Source organism: Methanospirillum hungatei JF-1, from assembly GCF_000013445.1.
GTDB classification, from domain to species: Archaea; Halobacteriota; Methanomicrobia; order Methanomicrobiales; family Methanospirillaceae; genus Methanospirillum; species Methanospirillum hungatei.
This window is the reverse complement of sequence record NC_007796.1, coordinates 3,479,810-3,496,710: the sequence shown is the minus strand read 5'-3', so window position 1 is coordinate 3,496,710 and position 16,901 is coordinate 3,479,810. Positions and strand designations below refer to the sequence as shown.

At 47.1% G+C, this 16,901-nt stretch carries 14 protein-coding genes and 1 tRNA gene; 5 read left to right on the top strand and 10 right to left on the bottom strand.

Features of this window, described 5'->3' with window-relative positions:
• Positions 1-89 precede the first annotated feature (89 nt).
• From MHUN_RS16705 to MHUN_RS17980, 3 genes are read left to right on the top strand one after another with little or no spacing between them, the layout of a single operon-like run.
• Positions 90-1,265 (top strand): sensor histidine kinase, encoded by a 1,176-nt coding sequence (locus MHUN_RS16705; protein WP_011450129.1) that lies wholly within the window; start codon positions 90-92, stop codon positions 1,263-1,265.
• 20 nt (positions 1,266-1,285) lie between these two features.
• Positions 1,286-1,717, top strand: coding sequence for a response regulator (locus MHUN_RS16700; RefSeq protein ID WP_011450128.1), 432 nt, complete (start codon positions 1,286-1,288; stop codon positions 1,715-1,717).
• Positions 1,718-1,726: 9 nt separating this feature from the next.
• A complete protein-coding gene (locus tag MHUN_RS17980; RefSeq protein ID WP_011450127.1) occupies positions 1,727-4,273 on the top strand; it encodes a glycosyltransferase family 2 protein in 2,547 nt (848 codons plus the stop codon).
• Positions 4,274-4,281: 8 nt separating this feature from the next.
• Here the strand turns inward: MHUN_RS17980 and MHUN_RS16690 are convergent, their stop codons facing one another.
• The 6 genes from MHUN_RS16690 to MHUN_RS16665 all read right to left on the bottom strand — a co-directional run bounded on the left by MHUN_RS16690 (position 4,282) and on the right by MHUN_RS16665 (position 9,455).
• Positions 4,282-5,979 (bottom strand): tetratricopeptide repeat protein, encoded by a 1,698-nt coding sequence (locus tag MHUN_RS16690; RefSeq protein WP_011450126.1) that lies wholly within the window; start codon positions 5,977-5,979, stop codon positions 4,282-4,284.
• A gap of 60 nt (positions 5,980-6,039) precedes the next feature.
• On the bottom strand, positions 6,040-6,525 hold the full coding sequence (locus MHUN_RS16685; RefSeq protein ID WP_011450125.1) for a hypothetical protein: 486 nt from the start codon (positions 6,523-6,525) through the stop codon (positions 6,040-6,042).
• A 134-nt stretch (positions 6,526-6,659) separates the two neighbouring features.
• Positions 6,660-7,355 carry a hypothetical protein gene (locus MHUN_RS16680; RefSeq protein ID WP_011450124.1) on the bottom strand — a complete coding sequence of 232 codons (696 nt, stop codon included), beginning with the start codon at positions 7,353-7,355 and terminating at the stop codon, positions 6,660-6,662.
• A 157-nt stretch (positions 7,356-7,512) separates the two neighbouring features.
• Positions 7,513-8,310: a class I SAM-dependent methyltransferase gene (locus MHUN_RS16675; RefSeq protein ID WP_011450123.1), complete on the bottom strand. Its 798-nt coding sequence runs from the start codon at positions 8,308-8,310 to the stop codon at positions 7,513-7,515.
• 246 nt (positions 8,311-8,556) lie between these two features.
• Entirely contained in the window at positions 8,557-9,027 is a 471-nt protein-coding gene (locus MHUN_RS16670; protein WP_011450122.1) for a tyrosine-type recombinase/integrase, read from the bottom strand.
• A gap of 338 nt (positions 9,028-9,365) precedes the next feature.
• A tRNA-Met gene (locus MHUN_RS16665) sits at positions 9,366-9,455 on the bottom strand.
• Positions 9,456-9,550: 95 nt separating this feature from the next.
• On the opposite strand from MHUN_RS16665, the gene cutA reads away from it, so the two are divergent.
• Positions 9,551-9,886, top strand: a complete 336-nt coding sequence (gene cutA, locus MHUN_RS16660; RefSeq protein WP_011450121.1) for a divalent-cation tolerance protein CutA — start codon at positions 9,551-9,553, stop codon at positions 9,884-9,886.
• Between the two features lie 86 nt (positions 9,887-9,972).
• Positions 9,973-13,218 carry a PAS domain-containing protein gene (locus MHUN_RS16650; RefSeq protein ID WP_338040863.1) on the top strand — a complete coding sequence of 1,082 codons (3,246 nt, stop codon included), beginning with the start codon at positions 9,973-9,975 and terminating at the stop codon, positions 13,216-13,218.
• Here the strand turns inward: MHUN_RS16650 and MHUN_RS17975 are convergent.
• Genes MHUN_RS17975 through MHUN_RS16635 form a run of 4 tightly spaced genes read right to left on the bottom strand, consistent with a single transcriptional unit; the run spans position 13,198 to position 16,872 of the window.
• Positions 13,198-13,461: a hypothetical protein gene (locus tag MHUN_RS17975; protein ID WP_204222992.1), complete on the bottom strand. Its 264-nt coding sequence runs from the start codon at positions 13,459-13,461 to the stop codon at positions 13,198-13,200. The genes MHUN_RS16650 and MHUN_RS17975 overlap by 21 nt on opposite strands.
• On the bottom strand, positions 13,431-13,664 hold the full coding sequence (locus tag MHUN_RS17970) for a pyridoxamine 5'-phosphate oxidase family protein (RefSeq protein WP_011450118.1): 234 nt from the start codon (positions 13,662-13,664) through the stop codon (positions 13,431-13,433). The genes MHUN_RS17975 and MHUN_RS17970 overlap by 31 nt, the downstream gene beginning before the upstream one ends.
• Positions 13,664-15,142 (bottom strand): acetyl-CoA carboxylase biotin carboxylase subunit, encoded by a 1,479-nt coding sequence (locus tag MHUN_RS16640; RefSeq protein WP_011450117.1) that lies wholly within the window; start codon positions 15,140-15,142, stop codon positions 13,664-13,666. The genes MHUN_RS17970 and MHUN_RS16640 overlap by 1 nt, the downstream gene beginning before the upstream one ends.
• Positions 15,139-16,872: a pyruvate/oxaloacetate carboxyltransferase gene (locus MHUN_RS16635; protein ID WP_011450116.1), complete on the bottom strand. Its 1,734-nt coding sequence runs from the start codon at positions 16,870-16,872 to the stop codon at positions 15,139-15,141. Before MHUN_RS16635 ends, MHUN_RS16640 begins: the two co-directional genes overlap by 4 nt.
• Positions 16,873-16,901: the final 29 nt, after the last annotated feature.

The following is a 16,901-nucleotide window of genomic DNA, read 5'->3' as shown; positions in this document are numbered from 1 at the left end:
AATAATTCCTGGAATGCAGAATGTACCATACTCTGAATTATTATCCATGCCCTCCGATAATAATTCTTGTATCACACTAGGAGAAGAACATGGACCCTGAACTTGGTTTTCCGTTACCAATCACCACCGGAGAAAAGTTTCAGGTCCTCTTTGTAATAAGTTCCAAACCTCTGGGTGAGCTCTCCAAAACATATCTTGAACGCCCCGGGCTCCTGAACGTCACCGTGTGTACTTCTGGGGCTATGGCCCAGGATCTTGTGCGCAATACTCCCTATGATGTAATTCTTTCAGATTATGATCTTGATGACATGGATGCCATCACCCTGCATTTGAAATTACAACAGTTTGATCAGAAAAAACCCTTTCTTCTCTTTAACATCACGGACCGTGATCGTGAGATCCTGGAAACGTTTTCGCAAAATCCTGTTCCGAATTCACCTGCAGAACATGATGTCTGTATCATTTTTAATGAGCAGGCGCAGAAGATCGCCCAGTCTGTTGAATTATTCAGAACGCGAAACCGGCTTGAACTCTATACCCGTCATCTCGAAGAACTTGTCGAAGAGCGGACAAGGCAGTTACAGGTCGCCCAGAGGTTTGCGGTAATCGGTGAACTTGCGACGATGATCGGTCATGATATGAGAAACCCTCTCCAGGTTATAACCAATATGCAGTATCTGCTGGAGATGAGAATGCAGAAGATGAGCAAAGAAGAGCTAGAAATACTTCATCGGAATGGAATTCCTGAAATCTTCGATAGGATTGGTACTGAAATTCAATATCTTAATAAAATTATTTCTGATCTTCAGGACTATGCCCGTGAGGTAAACCCGGAAAAATCACGCATTAATCTGAAAACATTCATTGAGGACCTGATCCTGAAGATATCTCCTCCTCCTTCAGTTCTGGTAAAAATCGAGATACAATCCGGTATGATAGTATTGGTAGATCCGGTTCTTCTCTCCAGGGTTATGGAAAATCTGATGATCAATGCCATCCAGGCAATGGATACCGGAGGGACGCTTACCCTTACCTCGCACATTGCCGAAGACGATATCATTATCTCGATTCGTGATACCGGGCCAGGGATCTCCGCAGAAGCGCAGAGCCGGATATTTGATCCCTTATTTACCACAAAACCGAAAGGGACTGGCCTTGGATTATCGGTGACCAAGCGATTGATTGAAGCACATGGAGGAAAAATTACCCTTGTGGAAACATCACCTGCAGGGACTACATTTGAAGTCTCTCTTCCGGCATCATAGGGGTATTATGGGAGGTTCACATGAAGAGAATACTTATTGTAGACGATGATACAGCCATCCTTGACAGTACAAAGCAAATCCTTGAATTTGAAGGGTATGAAGTTGAAATTGCTGCGACGGCAGGGGAAGGTCTTGCAAAGATAGAGAATGAGTTTTTTAACCTGGCACTCTTTGACATAAAACTTCCTGATATGGAAGGGACTGAACTTCTTGAAAAAGCCCATAAACTCCGGCCGGGAATGAAGAAGATCATGGTCACCGGATATGCAAGCCTTGAGAACTCTGTATTCTCACTGAATGCCGGGGCTGATGCATATATTATGAAACCGGTTAACCCGAGAGATCTTCTGGAAAAGATAAAGGAAAAACTGGACGAGCAGGAGAAGGATCAAATTGTCGATGGCGACAAAGTGGCAGAATTCTTAGAAGAACGCCTTCTCTCAATCAGATAAAGTGCCATCATGAGCGACCTTACCAAGGAAGAGTTAATCACTACCTTACAGCAGATGGATGTTCCCAATACAGTCCTGCTTGAAGATCCATCCATCACTCTTGATACTTTCATACTTGCAATAAAAAAATTCAGGATTCAGGCTCCGGATGATTTCTATGCATATCTTGCTGACCGGCTGGGGCTGGCTTTCATGGAGCGCGATACTCTTTTTGCAAATCCACGGATCGGCTCTGTTCTTCCATATGCAGTCGGTGAGGAGACGCTTATAGCTCTTCTTGAATCCAAACCGACCTACCTGAAGGTAGCAACGGCAAATCCCCTGGACACTCCCTTATTCACCCGGCTCGAAGAGATATTCGGAAAAAAAATTGAAAAAGTAGTAACGCCACTCGATGCCATCCTTACAATCACTGATACGAGTTATAAGGGTCCCCACGCATATAGTGCGCTCAGTGAACTGGTGGATCGTCAGCCTGATGAGTCGGCGTTCCGTATCCTTGTACCCTGGCAGAAAGCGGTAATTATCATTGGTACTATCCTTCTTCTCCTTCTCATTGCAATAAATCCCTATTTCTGGCTTTTTGTCCTCTTTACTATCGTTAATATCACGTATTTCGTGATGAACCCGGTGAAATTCTATGTCTCTATGCAGGGGATGATGGGAGAGAAGAATGTCATTCACATCTCTGATGAGGATATTCAAAACCTCAAAGATGAGGATCTCCCCATTTATACCGTCCTTGTTCCACTCTTCCATGAGCAGGAGATGCTCCCCCATATCCTTCAGAATATTGCCAATATCAATTATCCTCGTGATAAGCTCGATGTAAAAATCCTGATGGAAGAGGAAGATACGGAGACGATTGAAAAGGCGCGAAAATTAGGACTCTTTGGAAATGTGGAAGAGATCATCTCCCCGATGTCAGAGCCCGAATATCACGCATTCTTAAGTATCTTTCATCCGGTTGTCATCCCAAAGGCAGATATCACTACCAAACCCCGGGCCTGCAATTATGGGCTGAAACGCTCACGTGGCGAGTTTGTCGTCATTTACGATGCGGAGGATCTCCCTGACCGGGATCAGCTAAAAAAGGTCGTCATAGCATTCCAGCGTCTTGGTCCAAAATACGCCTGTGTCCAGTGCCTTTTGAATTTCTACAACCCACGGAAGAATATGCTGACCCGGTGGTTTTCAATAGAATATTCCTATTACTATGATTTTTACATCCAGGGCCTGGATAAAATTGATGCGCCTATCCCTCTTGGTGGAACAAGCAACCACTTCAGGATGAAGACCCTCCGTGAGCTGGGTGCATGGGATCCCTACAACGTAACTGAAGATGCTGACCTTGGTATGCGGATCGCGCGTAAAAAGTTGCACACAGCAGTGCTGAATTCACATACCTATGAAGAGGCGGTCACAAGGGTCCCCTCATGGATCCGGCAGCGCTCAAGATGGGTGAAAGGGTTTGTGATCACCTGGTTTGTGACGATGCGACACCCGATAAAAGTCCTGAAAGATATCGGAATCAAGAATTTTTTTATCTTTCAGACCGGCTTTGGGGGCAACTTTTACCTCCCCCTGATGAACCTCTTCCTCTGGCTGGTCTTTGCGGCAGGGTTTATCATACCGGAATATTTCTCCAGCTGGTTTGACTTCTGGCCATTTGCGGCGATTGCAGTCTTTAACCTGCTGATTGGTAATCTCTTCTTCCTCACCATGATGGTGGTTGCAACATGGAAGGAGAAACAACGGGATCTTCTTCTGTATGCGTTCTTTTCACCGATATACTGGATACTCATGAGTATCGGCGCATGGAAGGGAACCCTGCAGCTTATCTTTAAGCCCTATAAATGGGAGAAGACCAGCCATGGCACTGAGATTGTTCACGAGCAGTTATTGATAGAACACCCTGAGCGGTTTTCAAAACCGATCAAGTGGATAGAGGTGAAATCTCCGGAGGTTGACCGGGGCGCGCGAAAAGCCACCGGAACGCAGATTGCATTCTCGGTGGGGCTTACCGTTCTCCTCATCCTTTTTGCCTTGGTTCTCTTTGGTGTACTAGAATATAAGCCGGTGACAGACCATTTCACGATTACAAAGATCCCAGGATTAAACCAGGTGATGAAACCGCTGAAAGATTATCAGTCCGGAAGGGATGTGAGGCTTCTCAATTATGAAGCAATACCCGGTCCGTACTCAACCTCACCACCGGTCATACTTCCTAAACCTACTTTAACGCAGGAGATCACCGCTGGTCCTACGTTCCAACCAGACAGGCCTGCAAGCAAGATCTCCGCACCTGGAGAGCCTGGTCTTATCGTCAGATATGATCCCCTGGTAAACCGGATTATCATAACTGCAGAAAAGAGTCTTCCGGAAGGTGACTATTATGTGGTCACTATCGGCTCAGGAGAGAGGGAGTATTCGAAAAATATCGATACTACACCAGGAACACTCTCCCTGAATGGTGGTTCCGGAGTTACCCAGGTGAAGGTATTCAGAGTACTCAGGACCGGCGCACAGATCCCTGTGATAGATTCGTCTCTCTAAAAAAAAGGTTACATGATGCCACAGGCACCGGTTGAGAACGGGAGGGTCTGGTTGTAGTGATAGATTGCCTCATCCGGATACGATGACTCTGCAGCTGCCCGTGCCTTCCACCTTCTGAACTCCTCATTTTCAGGATCAAATGACAGGGCTTTTGTAAAGTAATCATAGGCGATGGAAAATTTTCCGAGTCCGTAATAACTCTGCCCTCCAAAGAACCATGCCCAGCGGTTACAGGGGAACTGGTCAATTGATCTGTCAAATTCATCTGCAGCAAGTTGATATCTGCTCTGGTTCAGGTAACAGTTCCCTTTCACATAATATGTCCAGGGAATAGTAGGATCCAGTTGTATTCCCTTATTCAGATAGGCAATAGCGTATTCACACTGTCCCCCTTTCTGCAGGATATCACCCCGGTAGTAATATGCCCATGCATTTCCGGGATCCAGGAGTATCGTTTTATCAAAGCTGCATAATGCATCCTGATACCTGCCAAGTTCATACTGGGTCACTCCCCGGTAGTACCATGCCTCCGGATTCATCGGATCCAGACTGACCGCAGAGGTGAGGTACGTGAGTGCATCTGCATACCTCCCGTCATGATATGCAATCGCGCCCTGATAGAACCAAACCGATGCATTTTCAGGTGCATCAACAGCTCTTTTTGTTACATTTTGCAGTGACCAGGAGGCGGGATCCTGTGCTGCCCGTATAGAGAGGTACAAAGCCCGGTATTCTTTTGTATATGGGTCAATGGTGAGTGCAGAGTTGATAGCCTCAAGAGCCTGGTCATACTGTCCGGTCTGGTAATATGCATTGGCGAGTTCATACCAGGCTGATGCCTGACATGATGATCCTTTAAGACTTGTTTTCAGCTCCTTTATTGCAGATTCGTAGTCACCAGAGATGGCCAGGTTTTTTCCATAAACAAATCGTGTCCATACATTATCCGGATTTAATTTTATCGCAGTTTCATAATAATTCCTGGCTGCGGTGCGGTTTCCCAGTTTTTCATACGCCCTGCCCATCTCATAATAGGCACCGGCATTTGAGGGATCAAGTGTCAGTGCCGATTGCAAAGCATCGATTGCCTGCGCATAATTTCCCAGTTCGGTATATGTTGTTCCGGTGAAGTACCAGGCAGGTGCGTTCTTCTGATCATAGGTGGTAGCTTTGATGAACCAGGCAAGTGCCTCACGGTGTTTCCCCTCTTCAAAAAGCAGGCGCCCTTTATTAAAGGCTGACCAAGTATTATTTGGTTCGATCAGGAGATCATGTTCGACCAGGATATAGTTCAGGGGAGTTGTTGTGTTCATTCGCAAGGATGATAAAAGGTCTAAAGCGGTTTTGTTCCCGGGAAGGATATCAAGGACTTTCAGGATGGCACGGTTTGCCTGATCTCTCTCTCCTTTCGTTATGTGGAGGTGCGCTTTTGCAAGCAGGATTGTGCTGTTTCCAGGGCTGAATTCAGCGGCTCTGGTGATTGCATGTATTGCCCCTTCGTTATCACCTTGTTCTTTTAGTATCTCAGCCATTGCATACCAGAGATCAGGGTTTTCAGGATCTGATTCCAGTAAACTCTGAAGAGTTGCAAGGGTATCCGGTGTGCCTGATTCTGTATCTGGAGCGGTTACATTTGTATCTGTAATACAACCGCAGAACAGGAGAAGCAGGATAAGAAAGATAAATAGGACATGATGAGCCTGCATATCATCTCATCGATGTATAAGTAAAAAAATAGCACTCAAAGCGACAAAGATCGGGAAAAATTAGATAGAAACCCCTGGTGGAAGGGGGACAGTTGAATTTGGTTTCTGCATTGATGCGATCTCTGAGCTGTTGAACTTTTCAGGTGTGTGCATTGATGCGATCTCTGAGCTGTTGAACTTTTCTGGTGGATGCATTGATGCAATCTCTGAGCTGTTGAACTTTTCAGGTGGATGCATTGATGCGATCTCTGAGCTGTTGAACTTTTCAGGTGGATGCATTGATGCAATCTCTGAGCTGTTGAACTTTTCAGGTGGATGCATTGATGCAATCTCTGAGCTGTTGAACTTTTCAGGTGTGTGCATTGATGCAATCTCTGAGCTGTTGAACTTTTCAGGTGGATGCATTGATCCAATCTCAGAACTGTTAAATTTTGTAATGATCATCCCACCTGGGTAGATCACATCATCTGCGTATGCAAAACTGAGCAAAGAAGCAACTATTGCGCATACTATCAAAGCAAGTATACCTGATCGGAGGGTTGCCATAATATATCCTCAGAAATCGTTTGTGATAGAGATATTTAAGGATAATCTTTCTTTTAAGAAAATGAGAGATGAAATGCGATAATAAATAAAATGATTTAGTTACCCTAAAATGAATAAAAAAAATTGGAATAAATTTAAACTGTCACTCCTGGCGGGAGAGGAATATTTGAGACGGTGTTTTGCATAGTACCGATCATGGAACTGTTAAATTTGGTAGCGTCCTGCATAGTTCCAATTTCAGACGAGTTGAACTTTTGAGAGTTCTGCATGGTTCCAATTTCAGATGAGTTGAACTTTTTTGAGTTCTGCATAGTTCCAATTTCAGATGAGTTGAACTTTTTTGAGTTCTGCATGGTTCCAATTTCAGACGAGTTGAACTTTTGAGAGTTCTGCATGGTTCCAATTTCAGATGAGTTGAACTTTTTTGAGTTCTGCATAGTTCCAATTTCAGATGAGTTGAACTTTTGAGAGTTCTGCATGGTTCCAATTTCAGACGAGTTGAACTTTTGAGAGTTCTGCATGGTTCCAATTTCAGATGAGTTGAACTTTTGAGAGTTCTGCATAGTTCCAATTTCAGATGAGTTGAACTTTTGAGAGTTCTGCATTGTCCCTATTTCAGACGAGTTGAACTTTTGAGAGTTCTGCATAGTTCCAATTTCAGATGAGTTGAACTTTTCAGCAGCCTGCATTGTCCCTATTTCAGAACTGTTAAATTTGGTGATTACCATTCCACCAGGGTAGATCTCATCATCAGCATATGCGAAACAGAACAGTGACCCAATCACTACAACGATACCCATTAAGATTACGCCAGAACCGATGGATGCCATATTAAACCTCAGTTTTCGTTGGATAGGGAGATATTTAAGGCTAGTCTTATCTTCATTATATACTTTCTTAACAATAAAAAAAAGATTTCAAATCGTTCTGTTTCAATCCTGCGAACCCATTAAAAACGAAAAATTGTAAAATTTTCGTAAAGAACAGTCATTTTGCCTTAATATCAAGGATCCACCGATAAACAGATGGCGCAACATTTCCACACTGATGACAGCGCAATACTTGATAACCCCGCTCGGTTAGCCTGTCAATTATCTCTTTCATCTGCATAGAATTTGAAAAAGAAATCCAATGGACGGTTCCCCCCTCGGAAAGCATGGATAAAAATATATCCGGGCCATTCAGGAGTCCATAGGGTGTTGGAATAATTATCCGTGAGAATTTCCGGCGGAGGGTCTGGTTTGCCTGCATGGCATCTCCTCTGATGATGTGAAGACGTGAAGACACTCCATTTTCTAAAGCATTGATTGTCATCCAGGAACACGCACTTTTATTGATCTCGATTGCCAATACCTCAGCACCTCGTGCCGCGACAGGGATGGCATATGGTCCTACTCCTGCAAATGGGATAAATACAGTTTCACCCGATTTGATAAGGTCCGCGATTCGCTTGCGTTCTGATCCCATCTTTGATGAAAAATAGACCTTGCTGACATCAAGGCGGTACCTGAATCCATATTCCCGATGTTCGGTGATGGTGTTTTCACCAAATATGGGTGTGTATTGTGAGGTCCGGAATAGTCCGTTCACATCCCCGGTCTTATTCAATATGGTCTGAATTGAAGGTCTTCTTGCCCGGAGTGCAGTGACAATCTGTTCATTGAATAGCGTTAGTTCTGGAGGAATGCTGATGATAGCGATCGTGCCGATAATTTCATATCCATCCGGAAGGAGGATCAGAAGATCATCAGGGATGATGCCAGTCAGATCTCTGCGAAGACCCATATAATCTGGGTCAGATTTGTAATTCTATTTATAATAATCTTAATTTTTACGATATAAAAAAATTCATTTCAGAATCACTCAGTTATTTTGCTCTTTCTCATTGGATGATACCTGACTTTAACACTAATATCTTCAAGGAGATCCATCAAATCTTCGAAACGATCCGGGGAGTAATGTGCTTGTTGATCTGAGCCCTCTTTACCAGTCGCTGGATAAGTCTGGTGATTGCGGCATGAGAAAGCGGTTTCATCTTGCCAGATACGAAGACAAATCCATCATCAACGATCTCGCCGGGATATTCTGATTTCCATTTATGAGATGTTCCCGTGCCATAACAAGCCGGACATACCGGTGCTTTTCGGTCTTGAAGGTCACACGCACCACAAGACCGGTCCCGTCAATCTTGAGATCCTTCCATCTCATCTCCCCGATCTCACCGGCACGAAATGCCCCTTCATAGAGCATCATGATCATCGCCCGGTTCCGGTTGAAGGTGCAGGCCTTCATCAGAGCTTCGATCTCTGTAACCGAGAGGAGATCAGATGCTTCCTTGGTAGGGGCTATACGGGGGACTTTGATCGCCCGGTTCTTCTTTTCCGGTACATTGGGGAGGTACTTATTAACGATCATCCAGAGGACGAAGGATTTCAGAATCATGATAAGGTCCACCCTGGTGTTCTGGGTGAATTGCCTGCCCTTTACCGGACCACCGTTCACGATCCCATCAATCCCCTGATAGATATCGAAGTATGTGTCCTGGAAATACGGTCCGATGAATCGCCTGGAGGTGATCAGGCTTGAGATGATTTTGAGAACCCGCTTGCATTTGATTCCCTTGGTGTTCTTCCGTTCAGCGATGAATTCGAGAATGAGTTTTTGTCCTACTCAGTGACGGTGCCGCTCTCAATTGCGCGTGAAAGTGAACGGTCCGGATAGTCACTTTTCATGAGGTGAAAGCGATCATTGTCGCTTGCGAAAGGAGTCAGGGGCATAGCTGAAGGTATAAACTGCCTCTTAAAAAAAGGGATGTAAGAGATCCAAACTAGTTGTTCTAATGCTGTTGACGGGATCCGAACCCGCGACCTCCAGATATCTCAGTCTTGAACTTATGAGTCTGGCGCCCTAACCAGCTAGGCCACAACAGCACAAAGTGCATTATAAGAATGCCGTTTGCACTAATAAATATATCGTTATTTTCTCTCCATATTCCTCAAGTCTTTTCAGGAGAAACAGTCAGATCATGCAAGACAATACCGAAAATCAGGTTATGGTTATCCTGTGTACTGCTCCACCCGGTATGGCGCATACCCTGGCAACCCAGGTCCTTGACAAACACCTGGCCGCCTGTGTGAATATCCTTGCAGCACGTTCGGTGTACCGGTGGGAAGGAGCGGTCTGTGATGAACCTGAAGATCTGCTTGTCATCAAGACAACCTGTGCAAAAGTTGACGAACTCAAATCAGCTCTCGTCAGCATGCATCCCTATGATATCCCTGAAGTGCTCTGTCTCCCGGTAAAGGATGGGTATGATCGGTACCTTTCATGGGTTGCAGGTGAGGTATCAGTTCGGCCATAATGCTGCCTCTAATATTACGCTGTGCATAATCACAGTGAATCACGATTTATTTTCCTGATGCACAGCATATAGTACGACTGTGATACATTCTGTCTGATGGATTTGATGCGGTTCATGATCTGATTGCCGATAATCCGGAAGGAATCAGCATTCATGAGGTTGCAGAGCACCTTGGTATTCATCGGAACACTGCTGCGAAGTATCTTGAGATTCTTCATAGCCAGGGCCTTGCTGAGGTCCGGAAGATCGGTGTAACCAAACTCTACTACTCCAGTCGAAGAACTCCTCTCTCCTGTGTTCTGCGCCTTTTCTCTGAACCGGTATTCGGAGTAGACAGAGGGAAGATAATCAGGTCAGCAAATAGTGCAGCGCTTGATCTGCTGGGTCTATCAGAAGAGGATTTAATCGGTCGTCCGGCGGTGATGCTTGATGAGCAGATATGCACGGGAATATCTGATGGCATTGCCCCCTCTCTTCGGGGACAGTCCTGTTCATTCACTGTTATGAAACACATCAGGGGCAGCCGGATTGTATATACCATCAAAGGAATTCCCGTTCAGCTTGATTCAGGAAGATCCGGAGCGGCGGTCATAATTCATGAGACTGCCCCTCAGGAGGGGATCAGTGAGCGCCTTGTATGTTGTGAAAAACTCCTTGACCGGTTCTTTGCATTGACCGATCCGGTAATTGTGAATTTCTCATCTTCGTTTGAGATATCCTTTGCAAATGAAGGTTTTATCAGGACATTTTCAAGAGCCCCGTCTGTTGGAACCGAAGGATTTCTTCCCTTTGATATGATAGTCCATGACCAGGAAAACCTGAATGACGCACTCTGTCAGGCAAGAGATACTGGTGAATACGGAACTGATCTCCGGATCATACATCCATCAGGTGACATCAGGCTCTACCACTGGACCTTTCATGCCTCGTATGAGGATGAGGTATGGCACTATCTGGCAATCGGGAAGGATCATACCGAGCAGTTCTTTCAGAGAGAACAGTTTCATCAGTTCTTTGAATCAGCCGAGATGATCTTTGGGAAAAGGACACAGGACCTTCGTGAGATCAACCGACGATTATACAATGAAATATCTGACCGCAGACAGACAGAAGAGACCCTTCGGATGTATGAACATACCATCCGGAATGTAGGTGATCTGGTCTTCTGGTTCACGGATGATGGTCTGGTCGCGTATTACAATACAGCAGCCAGAAATGCGCTTTCTATCCCGGAGAAGACCGATAAGCTCTGGATCAGTACCTACCTCACCCATCCGCCTTTTGGTGACTGGAACCTCCTGTTCTCTTCTTTACGTGAACAGGGAAGTCTTGTCCTTGAGACATGCATGGTCAGAGCCGATTCAACACCAATGCCTGTTGAGATCAGGTTTACTCTTATCCCATACAAGGGGAGGGAGTACTGTTGTTGTGTGGCCAGAGATGTCCAGGGGCGGATACATGCCCTCGACAATTTGGTTGAGAGTGAGAACCGGTTCAGGGAGCTTGCAGAGACCATATCTGACGTTGTGTATGTGCAAAACTTACGTGATGGATCGATCGAGTATCTGAACCAGGCATATGAGGAGATCTATCAAAAGCCGGTGAAAGAGCTGTATGATGATCCCGAATCCTGGACCTCCTCTATTCATCCGGATGATTATGACCGGGTGGTAGCGCAGGCAGGTGTTCCAGTAGGAGACCGGAAGAGGATGGAATACCGGATTGTACTTCCATCCGGCGAGGTCAGATGGGTTCGGGTAAAGATCCACTATGTCCGTGACAAGAGTCAAACCCCGGTCCGGGAGATAGGGGTTGTTACGGATATCACCCATGAGAAACGGATTCAGGATGAGATAAGGCAGATTAATGAAAAGTTTCAACTGGCAGTCCATGCTGCGCCGGTTACCATTTTCGGCCAGGATCCGGATATGGTGTATCAGTGGGTGGTTAATCCCTCAATTAATCTAAGCACCTCTGATATCATCGGATATACCGATTATGAGATCTTTCCCCCGGATACTGCGCGTGAATTATATGCGATAAAAAAACGGGTTCTTGAATCTGGTGAAGGTTTCGCTGGTGAGTGTTCAATTCAGTTTGGGGGGAAACCCTACCCAACACAATTGTACATACGACCGTTCAGAAATGAACGTGATGAGATAACCGGACTTATCGGGGCAGCTATCGATGTTCATAATTTCATCCATCAAAAGCGCAGGGAGACGCTGAATGAACAACGGTATCGACGGCTTTTTGATGCAATGCACGAAGGGTATGTTGTTTTTTCACCGGTTCATGCATCTGACGGGACAGTTTGTGATTTCTGCATCACGGATCTGAACCAGTTTGCAGTTCATCGGATTAAATGGCAGAAAAAGGATTTGATCGGAAGGAACCTCTCTGATTTCCGTCCTGATATTGATCACCGGTGGCGGGATGCCCTGCTGCAGGTAGCCCGTTCTGGTGATGAAGTCGAGTTTGAGGGGTTTTCTGAATTATTTGAAGGGAATTATTCTTTCAAGGCCTTCCCTGTGGGTGAAGATCTTATCGGGGTGGTGATTCGTGATATTACTGATCAGATACGGCGTTCTGAGCATCTGCAGGCACACCGCGATCTTGCCAGGGAACTTGCGGCAACGACCGATATGCATCATGCTCTGGATCTCATATTGCGCACAGCACTTGAAGTCCCTGGCATAGATTCCGGGGGGCTCTACATCCTCCATAAATACGACGATGTCCCGGTTTTACATCTCCACTGTCATGCCGGGCTTTCAGAGGAGTACATCAGTGCAGTCAGTGAGATGGTTGTAAACGAATATATCCTGACATTGTTTGACAACGGGGCGCCCCGCTATATTTCCGTCTCTGACCCTTCGGCAGAAAAGATTCGCACTCTTCTGGAGAAGGAAGGAATCCTGTCATATGTTCTCATTCCCCTATATGAACACAGCATTCTTATTGGGTGTCTGAATCTGGGATCCCATACCCTTCCGGAGATCCCGGTTCGTGAGCGCCCATTTCTTGAGGCATTGTCCGGGTGGCTTGGGAAAACTCTGGCCCGCCTTATTCATTCCAGGGCTGATAATTCTATAAACGGGTATGCAGTCGTTAAATCCGATGGATCTATCATTGAAGGGTCCCTCTGGGAGAACCAGTCATCAGCTCCACAAGAGGTCATGAGGTGTATCCGGGAGAATCATGCTGCGCTCATAACCGGCAACGAGATCACCTGTTCACGATCAGCGCCGATGCCACCATACCTGATCAGGTTCTGCCCATGGGGTGGTGAGATTGTGTTTCTGGTCAGGTCAGGAGGGAACAGATCCTGATCTTCGGCCGGTGCAGGATGTGATGATAACTTCTATCACGGCGATACCGGAGTTCTGTTCTTTTGTGTACGGCGCGCCAGTTTCATGTGCATACTGCATGGCTATCTGCTCCAGTGCCCGGACTTTCCCGTCGCCTCTGAGAAATGATGCAGTCCCTTCGATCATCACACTCTCATATGCCATACCATACTCGCATGGGCGCTCTCCGGTGATCATTGGATCCCGGTCTCGACTATGATGCACACGTGTGGATTGGTGTGAAGGATATCGATCTTTCTTCCTGCATCTGCTGAGTGAAGCAGGATCTTCCCGTCATGGTATGCAAGACACATTGGAACACAATAAGGCCGGTCATGATCACACAGAGCGACATGACAAAAAAGTGCGCCGGTTAGGATCTCTTCGATCCGTTCCGTATCGGTAAGTTCCTTGTCCTTTCGCCGCATCAGTTCTGCTTGTTCTGTTCGATAACCGCCACAAGTCCGGCAGCAATCGCGGCAACTTTTTTGTCTGCACGAAGGGGCGTTGCCAGCTGGGTCATCCTGGTCTCCTCTTCCTGAATGTACCGCTTAAGGGTCCGGCTGATATGTTCCTCCTGCAGGAAGTGGGTGTGCGTGTTGCCAGCGATGAACTCTGGGTTGTGAATGATGGCATGGTGCAGGGGCAAAGTGGTCTTAACTCCCAGGATGACATACTCGTAAATTGCGCGTCTCATCCGCGCAATGGCATACTCCCTGCTCATTCCCCACGCGCAGAGCTTGGAGATCATTGAGTCATAGAATGGCGGGATGGTATACCCGGCATGAATACCAGAATCCAGCCTGATCCCCGGACCACCTGGTGACCGGTACCTGGTGATCTTGCCGGGATCTGCAGCGAAATTGTTCATGGGATCCTCTGCATTGATTCGGCATTCGATTGCATGACCGCGCAGAGTAATGTCCTCCTGGCCGTATTCGATGGGATCTCCTGACGCGACAATGATCTGTTCCTTCACAATATCGATCCCGGTGACCAGTTCGGTGATGGTATGCTCCACCTGCAGTCGGGTGTTCATCTCCATGAAGTAATACTCGCCATTGTCATAGAGGAACTCAACTGTGCCGGCATTGACGTAATCCACCGCCTCGGCAACCCGGAGCGCAGAATTGGTCATCCTCTCACGCAACTCAGGGGTCATGACCGGACAGGGTGCCTCCTCAATGAGCTTCTGGTGTCGGCGCTGGATGGAGCACTCCCGTTCAAACATATGGATGCGGTTATCATGTTCATCACAGAAGACCTGCACTTCAACATGCCGTGGTTTCTGAAGATACTTCTCGATGAATACTGTCCGGTCACCGAATGCCGACTCTGCGATCCGCATGGCACCTTCGATGGCGGATTCTATTTCAGAGGGATCATGAACGATCTGCATCCCGATACCGCCGCCACCCGCGCTTGCCTTGACGATAACCGGGTATCCGATGGAGTCAGCAACCGTTGCAGCCATATCAAGATCATCAATCCCTCCGTCAGTTCCTGGAAGAACTGGGACACCGGCACCTTTCATGGTCTGCTTTGACCGGATCTTTGATCCCATCGCGGCGATGGTTTTGGATTTCGGACCGATGAAGGTGATGCCCTCTTCGGTACAGAGTTTGGCAAACTCCGCATTCTCTGCAAGAAATCCATAGCCCGGGTGGATCGCTTCGGCGCCTGCCTTCTTTGCAACTGATATGATCCGTTCCTTGTTCAGGTATGATTTTGAAGGAGGTGCCGGCCCGACCGGAAAGGCTTCGTCTGCATAATGGACAAAAAGGGAGTCCTTGTCTGCTTCGGAGTAGATAGCAACCGTATCAATGCCTAACTCACGGCAGGCACGCATGACACGGATGGAGATTTCACCACGGTTTGCGATCAGTATCTTCTCGAAATATTTCATTCAACCACCAGGAGCACATCACCGGCAAGGACGGTGTCTCCGGCATCGACAAAGATCTCTTTTACCACTCCGTCCCGTGGACTTGAGATGGGGTTTTCCATCTTCATGGCTTCAAGAACAACCAGAGTATCACCTGCCTTTACTTTGTCACCCCTGCCGACCATGATCTTCAGAACCATTCCCTGCATATTACTCTTGACCCCGCCTGGAATGTCCGATTTTGGTGGTTCGGCTGCTTTCTGTTTTCCTTCAACCGGCTGATCCCCAATGGCGAGAATCCTGACGGTGAATGTCTCCCCGTCAACTTCGACCTGCATGGATGAAGGCATTGAAAGACTGGTCTCCTTCTTTTGGACAGCGGAGGGAATCGGCTCTGCTTTCCGCTCTCCTTTCAGGAATGAGGGCGCGATGGCAGGATAGAGGATATAGGTGAGGACATCTTCTTCCTTTTTTATCAGACCTGCACCAGTTGCTTCTGCCTTCATCTTCTCGTACATTGGTGCAAGCAGGTCTGCAGGCCGAACGGTGATGACCTCCTCATCCCCGATGATGATCGTTCGGATCTCATCTGATATCGGACCGGGAGATCTTCCATACTGCCCTTTTACATAGTCCTTGACCTCGTTTGAGATCGTCTTGTACCTCCCTCCGGTCAGAACATTGAATACTGCCTGGGTTCCGACAATCTGCGAGGTCGGGGTGACCAGGGGGGGATATCCGAGGTCTTGTCTGACTCTTGGGATCTCGTCAAGCACTGCTTCCATTTTATCGAGCGCATCCTGGTCCTGCAGCTGGGAGACAAGATTTGTGATCATTCCACCAGGCAGCTGGTAGATGAGGACATCGCTGTCCACCCGCTCGGCAATCGGAGTGAAAAGTCCCTCATATTTATTCCGAATCTTCAGGCACTCGTTCCTGATCACTCTGAGATCCATGAGATTGATACCGGTATCCCTGGCTGTTCCCTGAACTGATGCAACAACACTCTCGGTAGGTGGCTGGCTGGTTCCAAGGGCAAAGGGTGACATGGCGGTATCGAGAATATCCACCCCTGCATCGATGGCAGCGCTATATGACATCGGCGCAATACCGCTCGTACAATGGCTGTGGAGGTTAACGAGCACATCCATCTCATCCTTGATGCCCATGATGAGTTCTTTTGCAACAGCCGGCATGATAAGTCCGGCCATATCCTTGATACAGATGGAGTCGCAGTCACGGGCATAGAGTTCACGGGCGAGATCCACAAATCCCCTGACTGAGTGAACCGGACTGGTTGTATATGATATGGTTCCCTGAAGGTGGGCACCAGTCTCCTTTACCCTGGTCATCGGGCGCTCCATGTTCCTGATATCATTCAGGGCATCAAAGACCCGGAAGATATCTACCCCGTTTTTATGGGCGAGGTCAACAAACCGATCCACCACATCATCAGAATAGTGCCGGTATCCGACCAGGTTCTGCCCACGCAGAAGCATCTGTATTGGCGTGTGTTTCAGTTCTGCCTTGAGTTTTTGCAGACGTTCCCAGGGGTCTTCGTTCAAAAACCTGATACAGCTGTCAAACGTGGCCCCTCCCCATGCTTCAACCGAGAAGAAACCGGCCTTATCAATTGAGCGGGTCAGCGGGATCATGTCCTCAGTTCGCATTCTGGTTGCGATGAGTGACTGGTGCGCATCCCGAAGTGTTGTATCTGTTATATAAAGCCGTTTTTGTCGGTCAGAACTCATATGGACACCTATTATACCGCCAGGGTGCG